Genomic DNA, 26481 nt, shown 5'->3' on the forward strand with positions numbered 1-26481 from the left:
GATGGTGTCGACGTCAATGGTATACGGGTGCATCATCGACGTCTTCAATACAGAAAATATCAGTGCGGAGTGTTCTGAAAACTAAGCCCGGCCCCCGCCTGCGGTGACGCTGCTGCAAGCGATCTGCGATGGGGCCGTTGTTGGTTGGGGCCGCTGGGCTGATGTGAGGGCACGTGGCCGCTGCGGGCCCTGGTCCCGGCGGTGGCCTCGGCGCTTTGCGCCTGCTGCCTGCGGGGACTTTGGGGTCGATTGGGGTTGTCTGCACAATTCGCGGTATTATGTTGCGGAGTTTTGAAAGGAGCCGCTGGTGGTCACGACGACGTTTGCTTCGCCTTTGGGCGAAATCTTGCTTGCCGCTGATGGCCGCGGTCTGACGGGGCTTTGGTTTGAGGGACAGGAGCATTTTGGCTCCACGCTTCTCAAAGAAGATCCTGAACATGTTGAAGGCGCCGATGCAGTTTCTGGTGCTGGCGGCATGTCGTCGGTGAGTCCTGCAAATGGTGCGGCGTCTTCGGTGCTTGAGCGTTCCTGGGCTTGGCTGAATGCTTATTTTGCAGGGCAGGAACCTCGGTTTACGCCGCCGTTGCATATGATCGGTACGGCGTTTCAGCGTGAAGTTTGGTACGAGCTGCTTTCCATTCCGCGCGGCGAGGTTGCCACGTATGGCGAGATCGCCCAGCGTGTTGCGGCTCGACATCGTGTACCGGGAAACGAGGCGCCCGTTGTGTCCCCCCGTGCCGTGGGGGCTGCGGTCGCGCGTAACCCTGTTTCGATTATTGTGCCGTGCCATCGCGTGGTTGCCGCCGACGGGTCGCTCAACGGATATGCCGGCGGCCTCGACCGTAAGGAGTGGCTGCTCCGGCTTGAGGGCGCGTACGAGGAGTAGCGTTCGAGTGCTTTGCCTGTAGTAGCCGACTTCGACCAAAGCTCGCTCGAGTTCGCTTTGATCAGAGCACTTAAGACCCTTGTTTTCTGTCAATAGTGCTATTTGTTCGTTGATGGATATCCGCGACTTCTGGTATTTCATTAAGCCTCTTGATAGAAAAAGAGCTGGAGTTGCGCATCGTTGAGAGGCTTTCCAGCTTTAGCAAAACAAACTTATAAGATGCGACGGGCCGCGTCAAGATAATTGCTTGACAGCCTAGGAGGCGGCTGGTTGGCTGGCTTAAAACCCAGCGCGTGAAATGACGCTCCACGCTATTCAGCGCGCTTGATAGGATGACGAACCACAGTCTTAAGTTTCTCCGGCGCACACTTGCGTGGATCGGAAAGATAGATTTCGTGATGTAAACGGGTGTCTGAGAAGTCGGGGACATAGCCCTGCTCGGTCGCATATTCATGCATGGCGTCTACGGTTGCCGGCTCGCTGTCGTAGGGTCCGGTATGCATGCATTGAACGCAGAGACCCTCGTCAACTTTAAGCAGCTCGACGGCAGAAAAGTCCAGTTTCTTTTTGGCCGTGGCTTCCGCGACCGCCCAGTCAAAGTCATCCTGAGTGACGAAATCGGGCAGGCGGATGCACGAGATAAAGTTGAAATCGTCCTTGCGTACATAATCGATGTCGCCGCTCGGGGAGTCTTGCCACCAGAAGCCCTCGAGCGGCGGTACCACAAAGTCGAAATAGCCCTCGATACTCCTTGAGCCTTTCTTCGACATCTTGACGGTATAGGCGATGCCGTAAAGCAGCGGCAGGGCGTTTTGATACTCGCCACCTTCGGTATTTGGGTCGCCCTTTCCGCGAACGGCAACGTAGCTCATAGGCGGGACAGTTACGATGCTCGGCTTGCTTGCAGGTTTGTAGAGCTCCTTGCATTCCTTCTTAAAGTCGAACGCCATGTTGGCCGCCTTTCTGCGTATTGGCCTGCTTAGATAACGGAATCATATCATAGAAACGAACAGCTGTTCGAATGATTTTGCTGACAGATAGAGATGCGTGCGTTGTGTTTGGCGGTCGGCCTGACCCAATCGATGATTTCTCTGCCTCCCCGGCGCCTCATCTATAGCTGCCGTTTCTCCATATAAAACCTGCCAAAATGAACCTGTCCCTTTTTGGTCGGTGCGAAATGGGTAATACTAAAGAGTTATCCGACCAGATGGGAACCGATCGATGGCTTATATCGAATTCAAAGACGTCATCAAGGCATACGGCGAGGGCGACGCCCGCATTCACGCACTCGACGGCGCGAGTTTTACGGTCGAGCGCGGCGAGCTCGCCATCATTTTGGGTGCTTCGGGTGCCGGCAAGACCACGGCGCTCAACATTCTGGGCGGCATGGATACGGCGACTTCCGGTACCGTGACGGTGGACGGGCGCGATGTGAGCTCCGCTAACGAGGCGCAGCTCGTGGAATACCGCCGCGCCGACGTTGGCTTTGTCTTCCAGTTCTACAATCTGGTCCCCAACCTGACGGCGCTCGAAAATGTTGAGCTTGCGGCGCAAATCTGCCCCGATTCGCTCGATGCCGAGCAAACGCTTCGTCAGGTTGGCCTGGGCGAGCGCCTGGGCAACTTTCCCGCGCAACTTTCGGGCGGCGAGCAGCAGCGCGTGTCCATCGCCCGCGCACTGGCAAAGAACCCCAAGCTGCTTCTGTGCGACGAGCCCACGGGCGCGCTCGACTATAAAACCGGTAAGCAGATCTTGCAGCTGCTGCAGGATACCTGCCGCAAGCAGGGCATTACGGTCATCATCATCACGCACAATTCCGCGCTCGCGCCCATGGCCGATCGCCTGATTCGCTTTAAGAGTGGTCGCGTGGAGAGCGAGACGGTCCAGCAAAATCCCGTGCCTATCGAGACGATCGAGTGGTAGCGCCCATGGACCAGGACCGCCAAAACAGCCTACGCCGCGACGCACAGAACACGGAGCGCGAGCAGGATTTTACGACCTACCGCACTGCCCAAAGCTCAAACGATATGGTGCCGACGGTTTTTCGCCGTGGCATCTACCGCACAATCCGAGGCAGTCTTAAGCGCTTCTTGTCAATCGTGGTCATCACCGCGCTTGGCGTGAGCGTGATGTGCGGCCTTAAGGCGGGTTGCGAGGACCTGTGCGATTCGGTTGACGCCTACTTCGACCAGCAAAATGTCTATGACATTAACGTGCAGTCGACCTATGGCCTGACCGACGATGATCTCGCCGCCATCCAAGAGGTCGATGGTGTCGAGACGGCCGAGGGCATCTACACCGAGACCGCCTACACCGCCGTGGGTACAACGCGCGAGCGTGTCGTCGTACAGAGCCTCTCCAAGGAGAACATCGATCAGCCAGTGCTCGTGAACGGCGATTTGCCCGAGAGCGCCGATGAGGTCGCGGTGACTTCGAAGTTCCTGAAGGCTTCGGGTAAAAAGCTCGGCGATACGGTGAGCTTTGCTGCCAACGATGCGAGCTCGTCGAACCAAAGCGCCAAGGATCAGTTTGCCGCAGGCGAGTACACCATCACGGCCGAGGTTCTCGATCCCACTGATGTGAGCTCCGACTCGACAGTCAACGCCTTTCGCGCTGCTTCGGCCGCGGACTACAAGTTCTATGTGAGCGAGGACGCCGCGACATCTTCTTCCTACTCTGCGGTCCACGTGATCGTCGAGGGAGCCAAGAGCCTCAACTCCTATTCGGATGCCTACGCGGCAAAGATCAACAAGGCCAAGGGCAATATCGAGAAGATCCGCGAGGAGCGTGAGAAGGCGCGCGCTCAGGAGCTGACAGTCGACACGCCGGCAAGCTTAGATGCGGCTGAGCGCCAGACGAATATGCTCTTTGGGATTGAACAGGGCAACATCAACCGCATGGCAGAGGGCAGCGACGAGCGTGCGCAGGCGCAAGCCGACCTGGACCAGCGCCGTGCCGCCGCCGACCAGCAGTTTGCCGATGCCCGCGCCGAGCTCTCTGACCTGGGCGAATGCACCTGGTACATCCAGGACCGCGGCAATATCGCAAGCTACTCGAGCGTGGAGAGCGATAGCTCGTCAATTGAGGCCATCGCCACGGTGTTTCCGTTCATCTTCTTTATCGTCGCCGTGCTCATCAGCCTCACCACCGCCACGCGTATGGTCGAGGAGGAGCGCACGCTTATTGGCCTGTACAAAGCGCTCGGCTATTCGCGCGGGCGTATTCTGTCCAAATACGTGGACTATGCGCTGTGGGCTTGTCTGATCGGCGGCGTGCTCGGCAACATCATCGGATTTGTGGGCCTGCCGCTGTTCCTGTTTACGGTGTTCGACGACATGTACTCACTGCCCCAGATGCTGCTTTCGTACGACATCGTGTCGTCGCTCGTGTCGGTGGCGCTGTTTGCCGTGGGCGTGGTGGGCGCCACGATTATCGCCTGCCGCCACGAGATGGCCGAGACCCCGGCCTCGCTTATGCGTCCCAAGGCCCCGCGCGCTGGCTCGCGCATCTTGCTCGAGCGCATCGGCTTTATCTGGCGCCGCATGGGCTTTTTGAACAAGGTCGCTGCACGCAACCTTTTCCGCTATAAAAAGCGCGCCTTTATGACCATCTTTGGCATCGCGGGTTGCACCGCGCTTGTGATCTGCGGTATGGGTATTCGCGACACGTCGGTCGCGCTTTCGCCCAAGCAGTATGGGCATATCACGCGCTATGACTTGCTGGCGGTCGCCAACCCCGATGACTTTACGCAGACGTGCGCGGCGTTGGATGAGCGCAGCGCGGCCAATGATTCCAACGTGACCGTAACTTCGACGCTGCCGATCATGACTGACAACGTTACCTTTACGTTTGGCGGCAAGAGCGAGACCGTGCAGCTGATCGTGGTGCCCGATGACCGCATGAACGATCTGGACGACTACGTGTGCCTCGAGGACGAGTCCAAAGAGCCGCTATCCTTGCGTGACGGAGATGTGTACCTGAGCAAGAGTTCACAGCTGGTGCTGGGGATTCAACCGGGCGATACGGCGCACGTCCAGGATTCGTCGCTCAACGTAGCCAAGGTCAAAGTCAGCGACATTTCGCTCAACTATCTGGGCAACACGCTTTACATGACGCAGGGCACCTATGAGCGCGCGTTCGGCCGAAGCGCGCGTCTTAACGGCATCTTTGTGCTGCTTAAGGGTTCATCTTCTGACCAGATTGCGTTTAGCAAGAAGCTTAAAAGCGACGGTTGGCTCACCATCTCGAGCACGGCCGAACATTGGGAAAACTATGAGGCGAACTTTACTATCATCAATTCCGTCGTGGTGCTCGTGACCTTTATGGCGGCGTGCCTGTCGTTTGTGGTGGTGTTTACGCTGTCCAACACGAATATCTCCGAGCGCGAGCGCGAGCTGGCGACCATCAAGGTGCTGGGCTTCCGCCGTGGCGAGGTGCACCACTACGTCAACAAGGAGACGTTGATCCTCACGGCGATTGGCACCGCACTGGGCGTGCCGCTGGGTGGCCTGCTTGCCGAGAGCTTTACGTACATCCTGCAGATGCCGTCGCTGTACTTTGACGTTGAGGTCGAGCCGCTGAGCTATGTGCTTGCCGTGGTGCTGTCCTTCGGCTTTACGATTATCGTCAACCTCGCCACCAACCGAACGCTCAACAAGATCGACATGGTCGGCGCCCTCAAGAGCGCCGAGTAACCTGTCCTGGGATTCAAGTTCTAGCGAGCTGCCGACGCGCCCGCAGCAGCATTTTTGCATAAACTGCCCCGCCAAATGCATACTTTGACAGGGCGGTTGCTTTTTGCCCACAGGTACCCCCGGGGGCGCCGTGCAAATTTCGGAGTATTCAGCGTCCCGGGGTCCGCGGGCGCGGGGGCGGGGGGTGCAAAACTGCGCTGAAAGCCCCGATTCTGAGTCCCAACGCCTCTAGAGCCGCTCGTTTTTTACAGGATGCGGCCCATGGTGCCTGCCTTTCGCCCAAAATCCAGTATGCAGGCACCCTCGGCTGCTGAATACTCCCAAAAATGCACGCCGCATCCTACCCCAGGCACCCGTAGCAAGAAGACGAATAGCCTCGGCCTCCCTAGTTACCGCAGGAGGCCCCAGGGCTTACCTCCCAAATCTTTCCGCAGGACGGAAGGACCCCGCCGCGCGAAGCGCACGGCGGGGTCCTGACATGTCCGAGGACGATTTGGGAGGTAAGCCCTGGGGCCTCCGATGGGGCGGTTCCAGCCGAGACTATTCGTCGCCGAAGCTGATGCCCAGCGCCTTGGCCTCGCGTACCAGGTCGCTCTGGGGGTCGACAAACTTGAGCTTGCCGGCGACATCCTCGAGCGGCATGTGGCACATCTTGCCGTCGCGCAGGGCAATCATGTAGCCAAACTCGCCGCGTAGGCAGCCGAGAGCCGCCTCGACGCCGCACTGGGTCGCAAAGATGCGGTCCTGGGCGTCGGGCTGACCGCCGCGCTGCGTGTGACCGGGGATGGCGACGCGGGTCTCGCGACCGGTCTTGGCCTCGATCTCCTTGGCGATGTCGTACACGATTGACGGGCTCGTGCGCTCGGCGAGTTTCTTCTTGTACTCCTTCTTGGACAGCGCCGCGTCCTCCTTGGAGATAGCGCCCTCGGCGACGGCCACGATGGTAAAGCGGCTGCCGGTCTCCATGCGATGCTCGATGGTCTTGATGACCTGGTCCATGTCGTAGGGGATCTCGGGAATCAAGATGACATCCGCACCGCCCGCGACGCCGGCATACAGCGGGATCCAGCCGACCTTATGGCCCATGATCTCGATGACGAACACGCGGCCGTGGCTCGAGGCGGTAGTGTGGATGTCGTCGATGCACTTGGTGGCGACGTCGATGGCGCTCGTAAAGCCAAACGTCATCTCGGTGCCCCAGGTGTCGTTATCGATGGTCTTGGGCAGGGCGATAACGTTGAGGCCCTCTTCGCGCAGGCGGTTGGCGGTCTTGGTGGAGCCGTTGCCGCCCAGCATAAACAGGCAGTCGAGCTGCAACTTGTGATAGGTGTGGACCATCGCGGGCACCTTCTCGACGCCGTCGGCCTCGGGAATGTTCAGGCGCTTAAACGGCGTGCGGCTCGTGCCCAGAATAGTGCCGCCGCGGGTGAGGATGCCGCTAAAATCGGCGGGTGTCATGACACGGAACCTGCTGTAGATAAGGCCCTGATATCCGTCCTCAAAGCCATAAATCTCGATAGGCTCTTTGCTATTGGTCATAAGCGTTTTGACAATGCCGCGCATGGTGGCGTTGAGCGCCTGGCAGTCGCCGCCACTAGTAAGAAGACCGATCCTAAGCATGGTGAATCCTTCCGGGCAAGTTATAACATGCGCATAAGTTTACCCCCGCACACTGTTGATGCGGGGGTAAAACGTGTTAGCTCAAGCGTATGGAAATGTAAGCAACGTCAGGCGAGCGTAAGGTCGACGGGCCTGGCTCCTTACAGTGCGAAGGCATCGACGTTGCCCCAGTGACGGCGCAGCGTGATGGCGGCAGCGGGCTCGGTATTGTCAAAGACGACCGACCACTGCGTGTTGCTGGTGATGTCTTCCGGATTGGGCTCTTGCGCCGCAGCGCGCAGGGCCTTCCAAACGACTGTCTCGTCCTGGGCACCGACATGGGCGTCAAGGACATCGGCGATTGCGACGGCGCGCTCTTTACCATGGCCCAGCTCGCCATTCTTTTGGTTGGGCAGCACTTCGTCGCCATAGCAGGCGTAGAAGTTCGTAACCTGGCGTACAGGAGTCGCTTTGAAAGCGCGGTCCGGATCGCGCGGATCCCACTCTACTACGCGCGCGTCACCGGCGGCGTCGTTGATAAAGAAGTGGTAATCGCGTCCTGCCATGGCGTGCATGTCGTAGGCGGAAAGCAGATCGACAGCTTCTTGCGTGGTGGCGGCACGGTCGAGCACCAGGCGGATGGCGAGCGAGGTATTGATGACGGGGCGTTGCGTGTCCTGGTCACAGGGCTGGGAATCCAGGGTGAGTACGGCAATGGACACGCCGCATTCGTTAACACCGTCGAGCTGGGCAAATGGGCCCATGAGTGCGGCGGCCCGTCCGGCGACGGAGTCAAGCGGAGTGTTATCGCCCAGGTTGTTAAGGGCGGCAAACCCGATGGAGGCATAGCCGCCGCGTGGGTGATTGCGCACCAGCAGCGCTGAGGTGTCGTCCTTAAAGTCGTAATTGCGACCGGTGCGCACGCGGCCTTCGGCATCTACGGCGACAAAAGCGCTGCAGGCAAACTGGGGCGCCTGGACATGTACCGGCACACCGGGCAGCACCTGCGCCACCACGGCATCGATGTAGGCCTGGTCGTCGCGCACGCCAGCGGCGATGATGCGATCAAGATCGTAGTCGTAGGCGATGTCGATTGCGTACAGGTCATAGCCATCCGCGTAGCCGGTCAAGCGTTTGAGCGACGCGGCGGACTTGATTTGCTTGTGATAAACGATACCGGTGGCAGCGGCAAGGCCGACGGCGACTCCCGCGACACCGCAGGCGATGGCAATGTTACGTGGCTTCATGGCGGCTCCTCTCGTCCTGTTAGCGTAATTGTCGCAAAAGGTGCACGGGCATGATGGCTCAACTTGGTGAACGGTGCGGGATTAAACACGGAATGAAGAGTGCAGCGCTGGCGCGGCGGGGTATGCTGGAAGGGACCATCAACCCAGCGAAAGGGGAGAGCATGACGGATCAGGAAACGCCCGAGCGCGCGCATGTGACGGCCGATGATATCGAGGCCGCCAACGACCTTATCGACTTTATCGAGGCATGCCCCAGCATGTTCCATACGGCGGCGACCATTATGGCCGAGCTCGACGAGGCGGGCTTTACCTACCTGTCCGAGAACGCGGCGTGGGACATCGAGCCGGGCGGGCGTTATTACACGCAGCGCAACACCTCGAGCGTTATCGCCTTTAAGGTGGGCGAGGACCTGGCTGCTACGTGGGGCGAGGACGGCGTTGCCGGCGACTACCATTTTCAGCTGACGGCGTCGCACAGCGACTCGCCGACGTTTAAGGTTAAGGCCGTGCCCGAGCTCGACGGCGCGGGCGAGACGCTGCGCCTGAACACCGAGGCCTACGGCGGCATGATCGACTACACCTGGTTCGACCGTCCGCTGGCACTCGCGGGCCGCGTGCTGGTACGCGAGGGCGACCGTATTGAGAGCCGCCTGCTTGCCACCGAGCGCGAGGTCGCTATTATCCCGAGCCTTGCCATCCACATGAACCGCGGCGTTAACGAGGGCTTTGCTCCCAACCGAGCCGTCGACCTGTGCCCGCTTATCAGCGCCGGCGAACTCAAGCAGGGAGATTTTGATGCCCTGATTGCCGAAGAGCTGGACGTTGAGCCCGAGCAAATTCTGGGCCGCGATTTGTTCCTGGTCAACCGCCAGGATGCGCGCATTTGGGGCTGGGCCGACGAGTTTATCTCGACGCCCAAGCTCGACGACCTGGCCTGCGCCTATACCTCGCTGCAGGCATTTTTGGGTGCCGAGAACGCGCACGACGTTTCGGTCTTTTGCTGCTTTGATAATGAGGAGGTTGGCTCCGAGACCAAGCAGGGCGCCATGTCGACGTTCTTGGCCGACGCGCTGCGCCGCATTAACGGATCGCTGGGCTTTGACGACGAGTCGTATCATCGCGCCCTTGCCGCATCGATGCTCGTGAGCTGCGACAACGCGCATGCCGTGCACCCCAACCACGCCGAGAAGTGCGACGCCCGCAGCCAGGTGGTGCTCAACGGCGGTATCGTCATCAAGGAGGCAGCCAACCAGCACTATTGTACCGATGCCTTTAGCCGCGCGGTGTTCCAAGCTATTTGCGATGACGCCGACGTGCCCACGCAGGCCTTCGCCAACAAGAGCGATATGGCCGGCGGATCCACGCTCGGCAATCTGTCCAATATGCAGGCGAGCATGCATGCCGTGGACGTGGGCCTGCCGCAGCTGGCCATGCACTCGAGCTACGAGACCGGCGGCGTGCGCGACGTCATGTACGCCATCCGCGCCCTCACAGCCTTCTACGAGCGAAACCTAACCATCAACGGTGCCGAAAGCGTGGAGCTCTAAAACCTGCTAAAAGGGACAGGTTTATTATGCAGGTTTTATCTGGGCAAATGCCGCAAAGCCAACAGCTGGACAGAATTGTTATGACACCGCAGGTTGAGCAAGCGTCAGCGAGCGATGTCCAGAGCGAACAAGTTGGCATGAAAAAGGCAAGGCATAGACCTTCTGGTCATGCCTTGCCTTTTGAATGACAAATTGTCGCTCTGGGCGGCGCGCAGCGTCGACCGGTCCGCCGTTCGTTAGAACGGCGGAACCCTAATGTTCGATCCAACAACGTAAAGTTTCGCCGGCTTGCAGGTGACGCAGGTTCTCCGCGGCGATGTCGACCACATTGTTGAGCGTGGCTGCCAGGTGGAACCAGCCGGAGACGTGTGGCGTGATGAGCATGTTGGGCGCATTCCACAGTGGGCTTGTCTCAGGCAGCGGTTCGGGGTCGGTGACGTCGACCGCGGCGCCGGCGAGATGTCCCGACTCCAGAGCGGCAACCAAATCGTCGGCAACCACAAGATCGCCGCGGCCGCCGTTGGCAAAGAAGGCGCCCGGTTTCATCGCGGCGAAGAACTCGGCGTTCGCCAGACCGCGCGTCTCGGGCGTGCTGGGCATAAAGGACGTGACGATGTCAGCCTCGGCCAGGCGCTCGGGGAGGGCGTCCATGCCGTCCATGTCCTCAAACACAATGGGGTAGACGAGTGGATGGCGCTTGATGCCGCGGACGTGCGCGCCCATGTTGCGGCAGAGTGTGGCGAAGTGGCCGCCGATATCGCCCGCGCCTAGCACCAGCACATTGGCGTTCTTGAGCGAGGTGACCGGCCCCAAATCCTCCCAGCGATGCTCGCGCTGCAAGTCGTGATAGCCGGGCAGGCGCTTCATCATAGAAAGGACCATGGCAAACATATGCTCGCTTACGGCCTGGCCGTAGGCGCCCACCGAGCAGGAAAGCTTAGCGTCGGCTGGCACGGTGCCGGCGGCCAAGTAGTCGTCATAGCCGGCGGTCTGCAATTGTAACAGCTGGAGATGCTCGCATGCCGTGAGCATGCCAGGGTCGATGTTGCCCAAGATCACGTCGGCATCGGCGATCTGCTCGCGCGTGGCGGCGTCGGAGCTCGTGTAGATAAAGTCCTCGCCCGGAGCGCTCGACTCAAGAATTGCGCGATGGCGGTCATTGACGGGCAGCAAAACCAGGATGTTCACAAGCAGTCCTCTCCGCTCGACCTGCCAAAAAGGGACAGGTTTATTTTGGCAGGTTTTATCAGGCAAAACGTTTAAATAAAACGCCGGATGCAAGACGAGCGTGCCCGTCAGCATCCGGCGCATCCACGGCTACCAGCTCAGCAGCTCGTAGCCGTCCTCGGTCACCACGAGCTGTACCTCGCACTGGGCCGAATCGCTGCCGTCCTTGGTGCGCACGCACCAGCCGTCACCCTTGCTGATCTTGATGTCGGGCGCTCCGGCGTTGACCATGGGCTCGATGGTAAAGACCATGCCCGGAGCCATGATGGTGTCCACATCGGGTGCCTCGGTGGTAAAGCCCACAAACGGGTCCTCGTGGAACTCCTTACCGATGCCGTGTCCGCCGTACTCGCGTACCACACTAAAGCCGGCGTCCTCGACCGTCTTTTGCACGGCCTCGGCCATCACGGACAGCGGCAGCCACGGCTTGACGGCAGCCAGACCCGCCTCCACGCTGGCGCGGGTGACGTCGACCAGGCGCTGGCGCTCGGCAGAGACCTCGCCGATGCAGAACATGCGGCTCGAATCACTAAAGTAGCCGTCAAGAATCGTGGAGCAGTCGACGTTGATGATGTCGCCCTCGTGCAGCACGTCCGTATCGCAGGGGATGCCGTGACAGACCACGTCGTTGATCGAGGTGCAAACGCTCTTGGGGTAGCCCTCATAGTTGAGGTCGGCCGGCGTGCCGCCGTGCTCGACGGTGTAGTCGTAGATCATCTGGTCGATCTGGTTGGTGGTCATGCCCGCGGCGATGTGTTCGCCTGCGTAATCGAGCACGCCCACGTTGATGGCGGCCGAGCGCTTGATGCCCTCGATATCGGCGGGCGCCTTGTAGAGCGTGCGGGGCAAAACCTCCCAGCCCTCTTCCCACAGGCGCTCAAGGCGCTCATCAAAGGCGCTATGGCATTTCTTATATTTTTTGCCGCTGCCGCACCAGCAAGCGTCGTTGCGGCCGGGCACGGGTCCATTGTCAAACATGGCTAACTTCCTTTCATTCGCAGCTAGTATAGCCCACTCACAGGGCAGCTGCGCGCTAGTAGCTCACCTGGCAGGGAATGCCGAGGGCGCGCACGCGCGCGGCGATGGCGTCGAGGGCCTCGGGCGCTGCTTTGGCAAGGCCGGCGACCGGCGTCTCGCGAGCCACCGTGTAGATGGTCGCTTCTTGTGGGCGAATGCGCTCAAGTGCCGCGAGCCAGGGGGCAACGTACTCCTCGCCGGTGTTATCGAGAGACTTGCCCCGGTACTCACCGCTCAAAAACATCGTCTGGATAATAACGTGACCGTCAAAGCTTGCGAACGTCTCGATCTGGTGCTCGACGTCGTAGGGGCCAACAGGCTGGTCGAGCAGCTGGATAAACGCCGGGTCGACCGTATCGAGCTTGAGGATGTTGTCGTCGACCATCATGAGCGCATTGTGTACCTCGGGGCGGTCGGCGCGCGTGCCGTTGGAGAGCACGGCAATCTTGGAGTTTGGGGCCAGCTGGTCGCGAAGCGCGACGGCACCGGCGATGGCCTGCGGAAACTCCGGTGCGACGGTGGGCTCGCCGTTGCCTGCGAAGGTGATCACATCGGGGAGCTCGCCCTCGGCTGCCATATCGCGCAGCTTTGCCTCGAGCGCGTCGAGTACCACGGCAGCTGTGTTGTACGGCTCGTGACAGGGGCGCTCGGCGTTGAGGCCGTTTTCGCAGTAAATGCAGTCGAACGTGCAGATTTTGCCGCTGGCCGGCATCATGTTGACGCCGAGCGAGAGACCAAGGCGACGGCTGCGAACGGGCCCAAAGATGGGGCTGGCATTCAAAAACGTAGACATAGGCATATGCTCCTCAAGACAATTGTGCCTAAGCATAGCATCGGCTCCAAAGCAGGGTGCGGGCTCTTGCTTTACAAGTTTCGTTTTTTCACGTCGCTCATTATGCCGTGTCATGAAAAGCCTCGGGTCGGGTAAAGTTAATCTGTTAACAAGGCGTAAAGAAATGCGGGTCTATCCAGCCGTACTGACGCGCAACTGGATGGGCGTTGATGATGGGGGCACAACATGGATTTTACGGTCGAGAATGCGGGCACCACGATTGCCTGTCGCGAATATGCCGGCCCGGATGTGTCGCCTGATACTCCTGCCTTGGTGTGCGTGCACGGCGCTTGTGTCGACGGCACATTTTTCGACGGCATTGCATGTGAGCTCAGTCACAACTACCGCGTAATTGCCTACGACCGCCGCGGCTGTGGCGGCAGCAGCGAAGCGGCAGACGGCAGCTATGATCTTGCCGCTCAGGCCGCCGACCTGCAGGCCGTGATCGAACACGTTGGCGCTCCGACAAATGTGCTTGCGCACAGCGCCGGTACGTTGGTGGCGCTGGAGCTTCTTCGCATCGAACCCCATCTCGTCGCCCGTGCGATTCTGCATGAGCCGGCTGTGTCGGCCGAAGGCGTCGGCATGGGCGCGGCTCCGATTTTGCTCGATATGATTGCGGCTGGAAAGGTTTCAAGGGCGCTTCGGCTTTTCTTGGGAGCTCTCGGCGACTTGGACCCCGAGGCTCCTGGGACGACCGAAGCGGAAGCCAAGCATGCCCTGCGCAATGGTCGTTGCTTTATGGCCAATGAATACGGAACAAATATGACATATGCTCCCGACTGGGAGCGCGCCCGAGAATCAAAGGCGGTGTCGGCTGTGTTTTTGGGCGAGCTTTCGGTCGGTACACCCCGCGAGGCTGGCACGCGAGCGGCTGCCGAATATCTCGATTGCCCCCTTGTGACGATCCCGGGCGCGCATAACGGTCTGCGCGATCGCCCCGTTACGGCGGCAAACGCCGTTCGCGATGTCTTGGAGCGTTAGCACGCTCGATGACCTGCGGGGAGAGGGGCTGTTAGCGTTTCGTCATTGTTAACGAATGCGCCCATAACCGCGCGCCCGCGGCTCCATTACCGCCGTTTGCCAGGTCATAAAAATGTAACGATAATCGCGCGTTTGCCTTCAGCTGTTAGATGCTACCCTTGTACCAATTGATATGCACCGTTGCCGTGCGTAACGATAGGAAGGGCCCCATATGCTCAATAATCACGAGGTCAATCTAACCGACGAGGAGGCTGCCGCCGAGGTCGCCCGCGTCGCGAAGACCTACCCCGTGGTGCGTTTGTTGTCGGCCGATCAGATTAAGAGCGAGCCTAACTGCTTGCTCGCCGGCGATCGCTGCCCTTGTCTGCGTCAGTCGAGTCTTGAGGCCTTGGCAGGTTCCGATGATGTATCGGAGCAGCTGCTCAATGATGGTACCGAGTACCGCGCTCGCCTGCGCCCTCTGAAGGTCGAGGGCGAGCCTCACGTCCTGCTGATGGTGCGTCCGATCGATGAGCAAGAGGCTGCAGAAGAGGACCTCGTCTACACCGACGTGCTGACGAGTGTGCGCAATCGCCGATATTACGAGGAAAAGCTCCGTAGCGCCCGCATGAATGCCGGCGTTGCGGTGATCGACCTTGATGATTTTAGGGTCTTCAACGATACGTGTGGCCGTCATGCCGGCGACCTTGCGCTCGGTGCTGTGGCGACAGCCATACGCAGCGGAATTCGTTCGACTGACGAGCTTGTACGCTATGGCTGCGACAAGTTTGTGGTCGTCATGCCCAATATTCCCTCCGATGACTTCACCCGTCGCCTGCATCAGGTGTCCGATGCCGTTCATGCCACGATTGTTCCGGGCCATGAGCACGTGAGCTTGACGGCATGTGTTGGTGGCGTTCGCATTCATGGCGAGACGGTTGATGAGGGCGTTGGCCGCGCTGTCCAGTTACTGAGCCGTGCTAAGGCAAAAGCCGGTACGGTCGTGACCGATGGCGATTTCATCGAGGCCTTCCAAAGCGAAAAGCCTTTGGTGCTTATCGTCGATGACTCCGAGATGAACCGAGCCATTCTCAACGAGATGCTCAAGGACGAGTATTGCATCCTCGAGGCCGAAAACGGTCGTACGGCGCTCGATATGGTCGACCGCTATGGCGATGAGTTGTCGCTCGTGCTGCTGGACATTGTCATGCCGGGCGTGAGCGGCTTTGAGGTGCTGGCCGATCTGTCGCGCCGATCGGTTGTTGACAATCTGCCTGTCATCATGATTTCGAGCGAAGAATCCGACGATGTGGTTCTGCGTGCGTACGAGCTGGGCGCCTCGGACTATATCAGCCGCCCGTTTGACGCCCGTGTCGTGCGCCGTCGTGTAAGCAACACTATCCGTCTGTACGCCAAACAGCGCCGCCTGACGAGCCTGCTGTCCCAGCAGTACAACGAGCGCGTCAAGAACAGTCGCATGCTCATCGACATCATGGCCGGTGTCATGGAACTTCGCAATGGCGAGAGCGGCAGGCACGTTACGAATATCGAAAAGCTGACCGAGCTGCTGCTTGGCTGTCTGGTCCAGCGTAGCGACACCATTTCCCTCGACAACGAGGAACGCTCCACGATTGCCCTGGCTTCGGCGCTGCACGATATCGGCAAGATGGCGATTGACGATGCGATTCTCAACAAACCCGGACGTCTTACGTCCGAGGAGTTCGAGATTATGAAGACGCATACTACGATTGGCGCCGACATGTTGCTTGAGCTGGGCCGACATCACGTCGGCAATGCGCTTATGGAATATGCGTACCAGATTGCGCGTTGGCACCACGAGCGCTGGGACGGCAAGGGTTATCCCGATGGCCTTAAGGGCGACGATATTCCCATTGCCGCACAGGTGGTTTCGGTGGCCGACGTGTACGATGCTCTGACGAGCGTGCGCGTGTACAAGGACGCTATCCCGCACAAGGAGGCGATCCAGATGATCCTGAACGGTAAGTGCGGCACCTTTAACCCGCTGTTGCTCGACTGCCTGCTCGAGGTGCAAGACCGTATTGCCGAGACGTTGGCACGCCCCGCCGACGTCGTCGCGTTTCCCACGATCTAGTTTGACCAAAGGAGTTTTAATCCATGATTTCCATGCGTGAGGCGTATGAGAAGATCGGCGCCAATTATGATGACGCGTGCGCTCGGCTGATGGGCGGGGAAATGCTTGCCCGCTTTGCCCTCAAGTTTTTGGATGACGAGAGCATGGACAAGCTGGAGGCCGCCATGGCGGCGGGAGACGCCAAAGGTGCGTTTATGGCAGCGCACACGCTCAAGGGCGTGAGCCAGAATCTGGGATTCGATAATCTGTACGAGCCGGCGGTTGTGGTGACCGAGGCACTGCGCGGCGCCGATGCCGTTGACGGCGCTCGCGAGGGAATGCATGCGCTGCAGCAACAATATGCGGCAACGATGTCGGCTCTGCGCGAGGCGGCTGAATAAGAGCTTGCGAGCCTTGGGCTGCTTGCCGGCCACATATAGGTGAAAGGGCGCCCCGCCGGACCATGTGGCCGGCGGGGCGCCCTTATCTGTTTTGTGGTTCGCGTGCTAGCGGGCCTGCTTGACCTTGGCTGCCGCCTCGACAAACGACTTCCAGAGGTTAAAGTCGGTCTCGAGCGTCTGCCAGGTGTACTCGGGATGCCATTGCACGCCCAGGCAGAAGGGTTGGCCTTCGACTTCGATGCACTCGGGCACGCCATCGGTTGCCTTGGCGACCAAGCGCGTGCTTTTACCCAGACGATCGACGCAGCAGTGGTGTGCGGAGTTGGTCTGGATAAGCCTGTGCCCGCCAAGCGCGCGCTCCAGCAACGAGCCCGGCACGACCTCGACGGGATGCACGGGGTCGTTGAGCACGTGGGTGTGGCGCCACTGCGTGCGGCCCTCGCGCGCACCCAGGCTTGGCACGTCCATGCACAGGGTGCCGCCGGTGGCGACATTGAGCAACTGCGTGCCGCGGCAGGTGGTAAAGAGCGGCTTTTTGGCGCGGAGCACCTCGCCGACCAGCTTAAACTCAAAGCTATCGCGGATCTCGCAGCAGAGGGTGGGGTCGTAGGGTCGATCATCGCCCCAACGTTTGGGATTGACATCGGGGCCGCCGGGAATGGCGATGCCGTCGGCGATATCGACGTAATGACGGATGACCTCAATGTCCTCGGTGATGGACATCTGCAGCGGCAGGCCGCCGGCGGCAAGGATGGCATCGACAAAGACGCTCGCAATCTCCTCGTTGGGGGAGAGCGTCTCGCTCAAAAACGGCTTCGCTTCTTCCCAACGCGGCGCTACCAGGATGAGTGGACGGTCAGCGGGGGCAACGTCGACGTGCTGGGTGTAGGACGAGGAAGTACGGGTTCCGATCATGGGTGCGGCTTTCGAATCTGAAGGTGACAGGGCGCATGAGAGACGTGGGACAACACTTTCAATGGATTTGTCCCACGGGGTGGCTGGTTAGTGGCCCTTGATGGAGTTGAGGAAGTCCTGGGCGCGCTTGGTCTGGGGGTGGTCGAAGAACTCGTCGGGCGTGCCGGTTTCCACGATCTGGCCGTCGGCCATAAACACGACGCGATCGGCAACGCGGCGGGCAAAGTTCATCTCGTGCGTGATGACGATCATCGTCATGCCCTGCTGGGCCAGACGGACCATGACCTCGAGCACCTCGTTGATCATTTCGGGATCGAGGGCGCTTGTGGGCTCGTCAAAAAGCATGGCCTTGGGCTGCATGGCGAGTGAACGGGCGATGGCCACGCGCTGCTGCTGGCCGCCCGAAAGCTGTGCGGGTACCTTGTCGGCCTGCTCGGCCACGCCCACGCGGCTCAGCAGGTCCATGGCACGCCCACGAGCCTCCTCCTTGGAGACGCCCAGTACGTCGACCGGCCCCAGCATGACGTTCTGCAGCACCGTCATATGTGCGAACAGGTTGAACTGCTGAAACACCATGCCCAGCTCGGCGCGCATGCGGGCAAGATCCTTGCCTTCTTGCGGCAGGGGCTCGCCCTCGATGAGGATCTCGCCCGAGTCGATGGTCTCCAAGCGGTTGATGGTTCGGCACATGGTCGACTTGCCCGAGCCCGAGGGGCCAATCACCACGACGACTTCGCCGCGGTCGACCGACAGATTGATGTCGTTGAGGACGTGTAGATCGCCGTAGTGCTTATCGACGTGTCTGAGCTCGATCAGCGGCTGATTGCCGGTGGAAGAGGTGCTCTGTGCCATGGTGCTCGGCTCCTTATGACTCGAAATGGTAAAGCGTTAGCGGATGATGGTCGCGCCGGTCTTGTGCGAAACGTAGACAGCGGCCTTGTTGATCGCGACGTTGATGAGGATATAGATGACCGCGATAACCAGGTAGACCGACACGAGGGCGTCGTAGTTGGTAATGAGCACGCGGGCATTTTGCATGAGGTCGGGGTAGCTCACCACATAGGCGACGGTGGTGTCTTTGACTACGACCACAAGCTGCGAAATCAACGACGGAATGATAAACCGAATAGCCTGCGGCAACACGATTTTAAAGGTGATTTTGGCCTTGGAGAGACCGAGTGCCTGGGCGGCCTCAACCTGGCCGCGCGGCACGGCGTTGACGCCGGCGCGGAAGATCTCGGCGAGTACGCCAGCTGCAGCGAGCGCGACGGGAAGCGTGAGCATCCAAAACGACGGCAGCGCAATCTTGTACTGAGGCAGCACCAAAAAGAAGAAGTAAATGAACAGCAGGCTCGGCACGCCGCGGAAGAAATCGGTGAGCACACGGCAGACCAGCTGCAGCGGCTTAATGTCGCTGGTGCGGCCGAGCATAAGGCCTAGACCCAGCACGAGTGCGATGGCGCCGGCGGTGAGTGCGACTTTAACGGTGCCCTCAAAGCCGGCAAGTAAGAACTTCCAGGTGGTGAGGTGCGTAAAGAAATACCAATAGTGGACCGAAAGCTGACCGGTCACATAAAAGCGCTGCAGCACCAGGACGGCGAGTGCGGCGACGGCAACAAGCGAGATGGCGGTGCCGATGCGAATCTTAGCGCGCATCTTGGGGCCGGGAGCCTCGTAGAGCGCATCGCGCATGGTGAGCGTAGGGGAGGAATGCTTGCTCATCGGAGAATCCTCACCTTCTTATCGATGTAGTTGCCAATGTGGCTCACCACAAAGGCCGTGCCCAGATAGCCGAGCGCCGAGATAAAGAACGCGGCGACGCCGCCAAGTGAGCGCGTGTTGATATAGCTCACCACGCCGGTGAGCTCTTGCGGCTTAAGCGGCACCTGGCTGCCCAAGGCGGTAGTGAGCATGACGGCGATAAAGAGGTTCGTCATGGGCAATACGCTTGAGCGCAGTGCCTGCGGAATCACGATTTTAGCGAGGATACGGTTAAAGCTCATGCCGAGCGAGCGGGCGGCTTCCACCTGGCCGACGCCGACGGTGTTGATGCCGCTCATAAAGTTCTCGGAACCAAAGGCCGAGCCCAAAAGGACCGTGGCGACGATAACGCAGGTGCGGTAGGGTAGGACGACCTTGAGCGGCGGCAGCGCATAGACGACGATGATGAGCAGTGCGATGCCGGGGATGTTACGGAAGACCTGAACATACAGGTCGCCAAAGACGCGCAGCGGCTTGAGCGGCGACACGCGCATCACGGTGACGGCGACGGCCAGCACCATGGCGATGACAAACGACTCAAGCGTCATGCCCCAGGTTGCTAACAGCGCGTCGATATAGTTCTGGCCATAGAGCGACCAGAGTTCGGAGAGACTCATGCGGACCTCCTGCCGATAAGGAAAGGGGCTCCCGTGTGTACGGAAGCCCCGACAACTCAGTGAGGAAACAGTTTAGCGCAATAAAGCGCATCGTGCGTTTCCGTATGGTTTCGCAACGGCCGTTACTAGGCTCGCTGTCTAGGCGCCGACCTCGGGCAGCTCGGGAACATTGGTGTCGCCCGTACGGTCGCCAATGCAGATCTGCCACAGCTCGGTCCAGGTGCCATCGTCCTCAATCTTCTTAAGGAAGTCGTTGACAAAGGCGACGCCGTCGGAATCGAGCGGCAGGCCGATGCCATAGGGCTCCTTGTTGCCGAAGGGCTTGCCGGCGATCTTGCACTTACCGGGCTCGCGGACCAGGGCGCTCTGCTGCATGTTGTTGTCGATGACGTAGGCGTCAACGCGGCCCTGCTGGAGTGCCTGGCGGGCCTCCTCGTCGGTCTTGAACTCCTGCTGGCTGGCCTTGGGAGCGAACTCCTCCAGGATGGCGGGGCCGTTGGAGCCGGACTGGACGGCGACGTTCTTATCGGCCAGGTCGTCGACGCCCTTGATGTCGTCGTTATCGGCGAGTACCAGGATGGCCTGCTGGGTGTAGTAGTAGGGGCCGGCAAAGGAGACGAGTTTCTTGCGCTCGTCAGTGATGGTGTAGGTGGCAAAGACGGCGTCGACCTGGCCGTTCTGCAGGACGGACTCGCGCGTGTCCGAGGTCACCTGGGTGATCTCGACATTGTTCTCGCCCAGAATGTAGTTGGACAGGAGCTGCGCGATACCGGCATCGAAGCCGCGGGTCTGACCGTCTTTCTCGTTGAGGAGGGAGAAAAGCGTAGAGGTCTGAACGCCACCGATCTTAAAGACGCCGGCGTCCTTGACGGCCGTGGCCCAGGTGCTGGCGGCGATGACGTCGTCATCGGCCTTGGGGCCGTTGTCGACGAGCTTGTCGAATGCCTTAGCGTCGAGCGTGGCGGAAACTTCGGTATCCTCGGAGCTCTTGGAGGAGCCGGCGGCGGAACCCTTGTCGGCCTCGGCGCTGGTGTCGGAGCAGCCGGCAAGACCAAGGCCGGCGACGGTTGCGAAGGTGGCGGCAACGAAGCCGCGGCGGTCGAGAACGACCTGCTGGGAGAGGTTCTTGCTCATGGTAGAACACCTTTCTCAATAAAATCCCTAGCGGTTGAGTAGAGTTATACCCTATAGCGCTCAGACGGGTCAACACGAAATAACTCAGAAACATACTTACCTTATGGGTAATTTTACCTACCAAAAAGGGACAGGCACCTTTGTGGTGGTTCTGACCGATGCAGCGGCATGTCTCGCTGCTTTATCTCAATCTGTAACATCTGGACGGACAAAAGGTCTCTATCTGTTACAGATTGAGACAAAGGTCAGGAACTAAGACGTCTTGTCTAGATCTGTAACAGTTAGACGGGAAGTCGAGCCCTAGATGTTACGAATCGAGATAATCGCGCCGCGAAAATAAAAACCTCCGCGGGGGTGCTTCCCTTGCGGAGGTTTTCTTACTCGTTCAGTAGCCTTGCGGCTTCGGCGGCCATATCCTCGACCGTCATGCCGTTCTGTGCGAGCAGTTCGTTGGGGTCGTAGCGGTCGGGGAAGCCCTTGGCGATGCCGAAGGTGCGCGTGCGCAACGGCGTGCATGCCAGATAACATGCCACGCGCTCGCCCCAGCCGCCGTCCAAGATGCCGTCCTCGAGGGTGACGACAACACGATGCTCGGCGGCAAGGCTGTCGAGGAACTCACGGTCGAGCTCGGTTGCAAAGCGTGGGTTGACGAGCGTGGCCTCGATACCGTACTCGGCGGCCAAACGGTTTGCCACGCGCTCGCCCGGCTCAAAGAAATCGCCAAGCGCGAGCACGGCAACGTCGCGACCCTGGCGCACCACGTTGTAGCGAACGGCGCTGTAGTCGGTGCCTTCGGCGGGCGCAAGGTCGGGACGGCTCACCAGGCCAATACCAGGTACACGAATCGCCACGGGATGCTCGCGGTGGTCGAGCGACCAGCTCAGCATGGACAGATATTCCTCCATGCAGGCAGGTGCAAGGTAGCGCATGTTGGGAAGTCCGCCCAGCATGGAAATATCAAAGAACGAAAGGTGCGTCTCGGACGTGGTGCCAAAGATTGACGCACCAAACACCAAAATGGTTGCGGGGGCGTCGTTGAGGCACAGGTCGTGCCACAGCTCGTCGTAGGCGCGCTGCAAAAACGTGCCGTACACACCAAAGACTGGCTTGGCGCCCGAGCGCGCAAGCGCGGTGGCAAAGGTCACGGCGTGCTCCTCGGCAATGCCCACATCGACGAACTGTTTGCCGGCGGCAGCGCGAAGCTCGGGTGTAAAGCCCATAATGTAGGGCGTGGCGGCCGTGATGCCAACGACCTGTGGATCGCGCTCGATGGCGGCGCTGAGCGCCTCGCCCGTAATGTCAGCATAGGTGCGCGGCGCGGGCTCGCTCGGATGGCCCGGGCAAAGCTTGCGCCCGGTCGCCATGTCAAACGGACCCACGTGGTGCCAGCGTTCGGGGTCGCTCTGGGCCGGCTCAAAGCCCTTGCCCTTGGCGGTGGAGACGTGCAGCACGATGGGATGATCGATATTGCGCAGTTCCTGCAGCGCGTCGACCAGGGCCAACACGTCGTTGCCGGCGTCCAGATAGCGATAGTCGAGGCCCAGCGCGCGGAAAACGTTGCGCTCACAGGTGCCGTTGCTGGCGCGCAGCTCGGCCAGATTGCGATAGAGGCCACCGTGGTTTTCGGCGATGGACTGGTCGTTATCGTTGACGATGATGATCAAGTTGCTGTCGAGCTCGGCGGCATTGTTAAAGCCCTCAAACGCCAGGCCGCCCGAAAGCGAGCCGTCGCCAATGATGGTGATGACGTTGTACGCATCGCCCGTCAGGTCACGAGCGTGCGCCAGGCCGCAGCCCAGGCTCACTGACGTGGAGGTATGGCCCATGGCGAACAGGTCGTGCTCGGACTCGTCGGGATTGGCAAAGCCAGAAGCCTCACCATAACGCTCCGGATCGATATAAGTGTACGCGCGCCCAGTCAGCGCCTTGTGGGCGTAGGTCTGGTGCGAAACGTCAAAGACAATCTTGTCGATAGGGGAGTTAAACACGCGATGGAGCGCAACCGTAAGCTCAACGACGCCCAGGTTGGGGGCAACGTGCCCGCCGACGGCGGCGGAGCTTTCGAGGATTGCCTGGCGGATCTCGCCGCAGAGCAGCGGAAGCTCGGCGCGGTCGAGAGCCTTGACGTCTTCGGGCGTTGTCGTTTGCGTAAGCAGCATCGTTGTGGGTTACTCCATGCGAATCGAGCGTCGGCGCTCCCTCGGCCGACACAATTGCACAAGACAGTCTCGCACATTTTGGCGTTTGATATGTGACGGCGGCGCGGTAATTCGCCAACTGGTGGGGCAAAACGTTTTGTCCGATGCCATACTGATGTGTTCCATGATGTTTTTATCGATTGTGCACAGGCCGTGGCTTGCCGCCGTGAGCCGCTGGAAGGAGGCAGCATGTCCGATGCCGTTCGTGCCGAGAAAATCGCGTGCGAAGTAGACCATGCTGCCCGTCAACTGGCGCAGGCGGGCCGTCTGGACCTGACGCGCGAGTTTATCCAGCATGGCGATGTGACGGTGTATGCACATGTGACTTCGGTAGCGCGCGCGAGTCTGTCCTTTGCCGAGCACTTGGGCCGTGCTGGCATTTCGGTCGACCGTGCCTCGCTGCTGCGCGGGGCCCTGTTGCACGATTACTTTCTCTACGATTGGCACGATTCCGACCCAAGCCATCGGCTGCATGGCTTTCGCCACCCGTTTTTTGCCCTGGCGCGTGCGGAAGAAGATTTTGAGCTGACGCCGCGCGAGCGGAATATTATCGTGCGGCATATGTTTCCGCTGGTGCTGGTGCCGCCGACGTGTCGTGAGGCATGGATTGTGTGCCTAGCGGATAAATGGTGTGCTCTGCGTGAGACGGTCGCCGGCCGCCTGCCGCGCAAGGACGAGACGGACGATAGCGCGAGTAAAGCATCGAGCGAAAAGAGGAGAGGGTAGACGGTGGGGACCGCGATTGATACTGCGTTTTGCGGCGCGACGCTTGCCGCCTGCCCACTCTCGGCACTGGTGCTCTCGTTTGCCTTTTACGGGTTTTGCGGTTGGGCATGGGAGTCGACAGTATGCGCCATGCTCAATCACGGACGATTTGCCAACAGTGGCTTTTTGCTGGGGCCGTGTTGTCCTATCTATGGTGTGGGCGGCATTGCCTGCTGGCTGCTGTTGCGCGGGATTCCGGATGCCTCGAGCCAGTTTGTCGCTGCAGCGCTCGTATGCAGCGTGATTGAGTACAGCGTAGGCGTGCTGTTGGAAAAAACAACGGGCGCTCGCTTTTGGGATTACTCGCACCTGCCGTTTAACTTGCACGGACGCATCTGTCTGTACTGGGCTTGCGCGTTTGGCTTGGGTGCGTTGTGTATTTGCCGTTTAGTGGAGCCGGCATTGCTGGGGCTGCTTGGCCGTCTGCCGGTGCTGATTGTGCGGTTGTCCGCCTTTATCGTCGCGGTCGCGATGATGGTCGACGCGTTGTGCTCGCTGGCGAGCTGGCGGCGTCTGTCCGATCAGCTGGAGCGCGTGCGCGCCGATCTTGCCGACCGCATCAACGAGTCGCTTGCCGATGCCTCGGACTCAATGCTCGAGCGCATTCCCGAATCGACGATTGACTCGGTGGCACAAACGCACATCCGTAGCCGTGCCGTTAACGCGTGGCTGGCCGAGCTGGGTGACGCCGCGCTCGATGCCCTGCGCGAGAAGGCTTCAATGCCGACGTTTATCGCGGATGGTGCTCGCGGCCTGGCACTTGCTGCCCGCCGTGTGGCCGATGCCGCGCCGAGCATGCCGCGTCCGTCGCTCAGTCGTCGCCTTGCCGGCAAGCGCATGAGCCGTCCGGTGCCAAGCGTGTCGCTCAGCCGCCGCGACCTACGCTTCTTTAACGCCTTCCCGCGTCTGCGCATCAATCGCTACGAAGGCGTCATTCGAGCAACTAATCTCCGCGACCGAGCCCGCGAGCTGTTCCGCCACTAGCCGAGACGGGCGCGCTCACGGCTTCCTTGCTCGCGTATTTCCCGTTCGTTTCGCGTCCGTTGCCGCGCCGTTTCCAAGATTGCGGCGCCGTTTCCATTCGACAACGCCGCGTTTAACAATGCCGTATCTGGTCTACACCAGTTGCCCCTCGGCCGCATTATGGGCGCCGACAACGTTCATGCGACCAAGGGAGAGCGAATGTACGATACGGGATCGACAACGTTTATGCTCATCTGCACCATGCTCGTGTTTTTAATGACACCGGGTCTGGCGTTTTTCTATGGCGGCCTGTCCAGGCGCAAAAATGTCATCAACACCATGCTCATGTGCTTTGGCGCCATTGGTCTGGTTGGTGTGCTGTGGATTGTTGCCGGCTGGTCTCTGGCCTATGGCGGCGACGGTTCGAGTCCGTTTATTGGAGGCCTTGACCAGCTGCTGTGCCTGCCGGTGCTCAACCAGGTGCTGCAGGCGGCTGAGGGCAATGCTGCGGACGGTGTCGTCTACCCTCAGATCATCAACATCGCCTTCCAGATGGCATTTGCCATGATCACGGCTGCTATCGTCACGGGCAGCCTGGCCGGCCGCGTTAAGTTCGGTGCCACGACGGCCTTCCTGGGTATTTGGCTGCTCGTGGTCTATGCGCCGCTCGCTCACATGGCTTGGGGCGGCGAGGGCTCCTTTATTGGCGATATCATCGGCGCGCTCGACTTTGCCGGCGGCGACGTGGTGCACATCTCGTCTGGTCTTACGGGCCTGATTCTCTGCTTAATGCTCGGCCGTCGTCGCGGCTTTGGCATGGTGAGCTACCGTCCGCATAACGTGCCGTTTGTGGCGCTGGGAGCCGGCCTGCTTTGGTTTGGCTGGTTTGGCTTTAACGGCGGCAGCGAGTTCAAGGCCGACGCCGTGGCGGCACTTGCCATCCTCAATACCGTGACGGCCAGCGCGACGGGCATGGTCTCGTGGCTTGCCGTCGAGCGCGTGCACACAGGTCGCCCCACGCTGGTGGGCGCCAGCACCGGTCTGGTTGCGGGCCTTGTGGTGGTCACGCCGGGCGCGGGCTTTGTCGAGCCGTGGGCGGCGCTGGTCATGGGCCTGATCGTATCTCCCGTCTGCTACCTGGCCATCAGCCATCTTAAGACCAAATTTGGCTACGACGATGCGCTCGACGCGTTTGGCTGCCACGGCATCGGCGGCATCCTGGGCGGCGTGCTCACGGGGCTGTTCTGCGTGCCGGAGCTCTCGTGGACCGGTAAGGGCGGCCTGTTCTACACGGGCGATGTCTCGCTGCTCATCTCGCAGATTTTGGGCATTGTGGTGACGGTCGCTATTGTACTGGTGCTCGACTTGGTGATCGCCGCGGTGGTCAAGGCGCTGTTCCACGGCAGCCTGCGCGTGGACGAGGCCGACGAGGCGCTGGGCCTGGATGCGAGTCAGCACGGCGAGAGCGCCTACCCTTCGTTCTCCGGACTCGATTAGCAGCTTCCCCAAGCTCCGCACCTTGCCGTTCAATCGTCGCGCGGCTTCCCCAGGCACCCGACCTTGCCCCTCAAACCGTCGCTTGCGTACCGAAGTACGCGGCGCTCCTCTTTCGGGGCAATCTCG

General features: G+C 60.3%; 22 protein-coding genes. 10 read left to right on the forward strand and 12 right to left on the reverse strand.

All coding sequences use genetic code 11. The features are described 5' to 3' along the window. The first annotated feature begins 307 nt into the window (after nt 1–307). Nucleotides 308–886, forward strand: coding sequence for a methylated-DNA--[protein]-cysteine S-methyltransferase (locus tag FGQ61_RS05695; protein WP_249360949.1), 579 nt, complete (start codon nt 308–310; stop codon nt 884–886). A 311-nt stretch (nt 887–1197) separates the two neighbouring features. On the opposite strand, the gene FGQ61_RS05700 is transcribed toward FGQ61_RS05695, so the two are convergent. Beyond that, nucleotides 1198–1836 carry a GyrI-like domain-containing protein gene (locus FGQ61_RS05700; protein WP_055286852.1) on the reverse strand — a complete coding sequence of 213 codons (639 nt, stop codon included), beginning with the start codon at nt 1834–1836 and terminating at the stop codon, nt 1198–1200. Nucleotides 1837–2107: 271 nt separating this feature from the next. On the opposite strand from FGQ61_RS05700, the gene FGQ61_RS05705 reads away from it, so the two are divergent. After that, nucleotides 2108–2809 (forward strand): ABC transporter ATP-binding protein, encoded by a 702-nt coding sequence (locus FGQ61_RS05705; RefSeq protein ID WP_118206577.1) that lies wholly within the window; start codon nt 2108–2110, stop codon nt 2807–2809. A gap of 5 nt (nt 2810–2814) precedes the next feature. Beyond that, the gene (locus tag FGQ61_RS05710; protein WP_229025920.1) at nt 2815–5580 is read left to right on the forward strand and encodes an FtsX-like permease family protein; all 2766 of its coding nucleotides are present in this window, start codon (nt 2815–2817) and stop codon (nt 5578–5580) included. Nucleotides 5581–6120: 540 nt separating this feature from the next. Here the strand turns inward: FGQ61_RS05710 and FGQ61_RS05715 are convergent. Further along, nucleotides 6121–7200 (reverse strand): 6-phosphofructokinase, encoded by a 1080-nt coding sequence (locus FGQ61_RS05715; RefSeq protein WP_138113245.1) that lies wholly within the window; start codon nt 7198–7200, stop codon nt 6121–6123. A gap of 140 nt (nt 7201–7340) precedes the next feature. After that, nucleotides 7341–8426, reverse strand: coding sequence for a carcinine hydrolase/isopenicillin-N N-acyltransferase family protein (locus FGQ61_RS05720; RefSeq protein WP_138113243.1), 1086 nt, complete (start codon nt 8424–8426; stop codon nt 7341–7343). A 161-nt stretch (nt 8427–8587) separates the two neighbouring features. Here FGQ61_RS05720 and FGQ61_RS05725 point away from each other — a divergent pair, with 161 nt between their 5' ends. Further along, complete coding sequence (locus FGQ61_RS05725) at nt 8588–9973, forward strand: M18 family aminopeptidase (protein WP_171021521.1); 1386 nt, start codon at nt 8588–8590, stop codon at nt 9971–9973. 252 nt (nt 9974–10225) lie between these two features. On the opposite strand, the gene FGQ61_RS05730 is transcribed toward FGQ61_RS05725, so the two are convergent. The 3 genes from FGQ61_RS05730 to FGQ61_RS05740 all read right to left on the reverse strand — a co-directional run bounded on the left by FGQ61_RS05730 (nt 10226) and on the right by FGQ61_RS05740 (nt 13010). Beyond that, the gene (locus tag FGQ61_RS05730) at nt 10226–11161 is read right to left on the reverse strand and encodes a D-2-hydroxyacid dehydrogenase (RefSeq protein WP_138374864.1); all 936 of its coding nucleotides are present in this window, start codon (nt 11159–11161) and stop codon (nt 10226–10228) included. 129 nt (nt 11162–11290) lie between these two features. Beyond that, nucleotides 11291–12178: a type I methionyl aminopeptidase gene (map, locus tag FGQ61_RS05735; RefSeq protein ID WP_138374865.1), complete on the reverse strand. Its 888-nt coding sequence runs from the start codon at nt 12176–12178 to the stop codon at nt 11291–11293. Between the two features lie 55 nt (nt 12179–12233). Next, on the reverse strand, nt 12234–13010 hold the full coding sequence (locus FGQ61_RS05740; RefSeq protein WP_138374866.1) for a radical SAM protein: 777 nt from the start codon (nt 13008–13010) through the stop codon (nt 12234–12236). Between the two features lie 225 nt (nt 13011–13235). Here FGQ61_RS05740 and FGQ61_RS05745 point away from each other — a divergent pair, with 225 nt between their 5' ends. From FGQ61_RS05745 to FGQ61_RS05755, 3 genes are all read left to right on the forward strand, one after another. Then, nucleotides 13236–14033 carry an alpha/beta fold hydrolase gene (locus tag FGQ61_RS05745; RefSeq protein ID WP_138374867.1) on the forward strand — a complete coding sequence of 266 codons (798 nt, stop codon included), beginning with the start codon at nt 13236–13238 and terminating at the stop codon, nt 14031–14033. A gap of 211 nt (nt 14034–14244) precedes the next feature. Further along, the gene (locus FGQ61_RS05750) at nt 14245–16125 is read left to right on the forward strand and encodes a diguanylate cyclase (RefSeq protein ID WP_138374868.1); all 1881 of its coding nucleotides are present in this window, start codon (nt 14245–14247) and stop codon (nt 16123–16125) included. 23 nt (nt 16126–16148) lie between these two features. Continuing rightward, nucleotides 16149–16505: an Hpt domain-containing protein gene (locus FGQ61_RS05755; RefSeq protein ID WP_138374869.1), complete on the forward strand. Its 357-nt coding sequence runs from the start codon at nt 16149–16151 to the stop codon at nt 16503–16505. Between the two features lie 105 nt (nt 16506–16610). On the opposite strand, the gene FGQ61_RS05760 is transcribed toward FGQ61_RS05755, so the two are convergent. The 6 genes from FGQ61_RS05760 to FGQ61_RS05785 form a co-directional block, all read right to left on the reverse strand. Then, nucleotides 16611–17420: a gamma-glutamyl-gamma-aminobutyrate hydrolase family protein gene (locus FGQ61_RS05760; protein WP_138374870.1), complete on the reverse strand. Its 810-nt coding sequence runs from the start codon at nt 17418–17420 to the stop codon at nt 16611–16613. An 87-nt stretch (nt 17421–17507) separates the two neighbouring features. After that, nucleotides 17508–18272: an amino acid ABC transporter ATP-binding protein gene (locus FGQ61_RS05765; RefSeq protein ID WP_117770081.1), complete on the reverse strand. Its 765-nt coding sequence runs from the start codon at nt 18270–18272 to the stop codon at nt 17508–17510. A 36-nt stretch (nt 18273–18308) separates the two neighbouring features. After that, nucleotides 18309–19142 (reverse strand): amino acid ABC transporter permease, encoded by an 834-nt coding sequence (locus FGQ61_RS05770; RefSeq protein WP_138374871.1) that lies wholly within the window; start codon nt 19140–19142, stop codon nt 18309–18311. Next, nucleotides 19139–19798 carry an amino acid ABC transporter permease gene (locus tag FGQ61_RS05775; RefSeq protein ID WP_138374872.1) on the reverse strand — a complete coding sequence of 220 codons (660 nt, stop codon included), beginning with the start codon at nt 19796–19798 and terminating at the stop codon, nt 19139–19141. The genes FGQ61_RS05770 and FGQ61_RS05775 overlap by 4 nt, the downstream gene beginning before the upstream one ends. Before the next feature lie 138 nt (nt 19799–19936). Then, the gene (locus FGQ61_RS05780) at nt 19937–20932 is read right to left on the reverse strand and encodes a glutamate ABC transporter substrate-binding protein (protein ID WP_138374873.1); all 996 of its coding nucleotides are present in this window, start codon (nt 20930–20932) and stop codon (nt 19937–19939) included. 377 nt (nt 20933–21309) lie between these two features. Further along, a complete protein-coding gene (locus FGQ61_RS05785; protein ID WP_138374874.1) occupies nt 21310–23091 on the reverse strand; it encodes a 1-deoxy-D-xylulose-5-phosphate synthase in 1782 nt (593 codons plus the stop codon). A gap of 228 nt (nt 23092–23319) precedes the next feature. Between FGQ61_RS05785 and FGQ61_RS05790 the strand changes: the two genes are divergently transcribed. From FGQ61_RS05790 to FGQ61_RS05800, 3 genes are all read left to right on the forward strand, one after another. Continuing rightward, nucleotides 23320–23856 carry an HD domain-containing protein gene (locus FGQ61_RS05790; RefSeq protein WP_138374875.1) on the forward strand — a complete coding sequence of 179 codons (537 nt, stop codon included), beginning with the start codon at nt 23320–23322 and terminating at the stop codon, nt 23854–23856. Between the two features lie 3 nt (nt 23857–23859). Then, entirely contained in the window at nt 23860–24879 is a 1020-nt protein-coding gene (locus FGQ61_RS05795; RefSeq protein WP_249360950.1) for a putative ABC transporter permease, read from the forward strand. A gap of 198 nt (nt 24880–25077) precedes the next feature. Continuing rightward, nucleotides 25078–26355, forward strand: coding sequence for an ammonium transporter (locus FGQ61_RS05800; RefSeq protein ID WP_138374876.1), 1278 nt, complete (start codon nt 25078–25080; stop codon nt 26353–26355). Nucleotides 26356–26481: the final 126 nt, after the last annotated feature.

The sequence above is a fragment of the Collinsella aerofaciens genome (assembly GCF_005844325.1).
Classification (GTDB): domain Bacteria; phylum Actinomycetota; class Coriobacteriia; order Coriobacteriales; family Coriobacteriaceae; genus Collinsella; species Collinsella aerofaciens_G.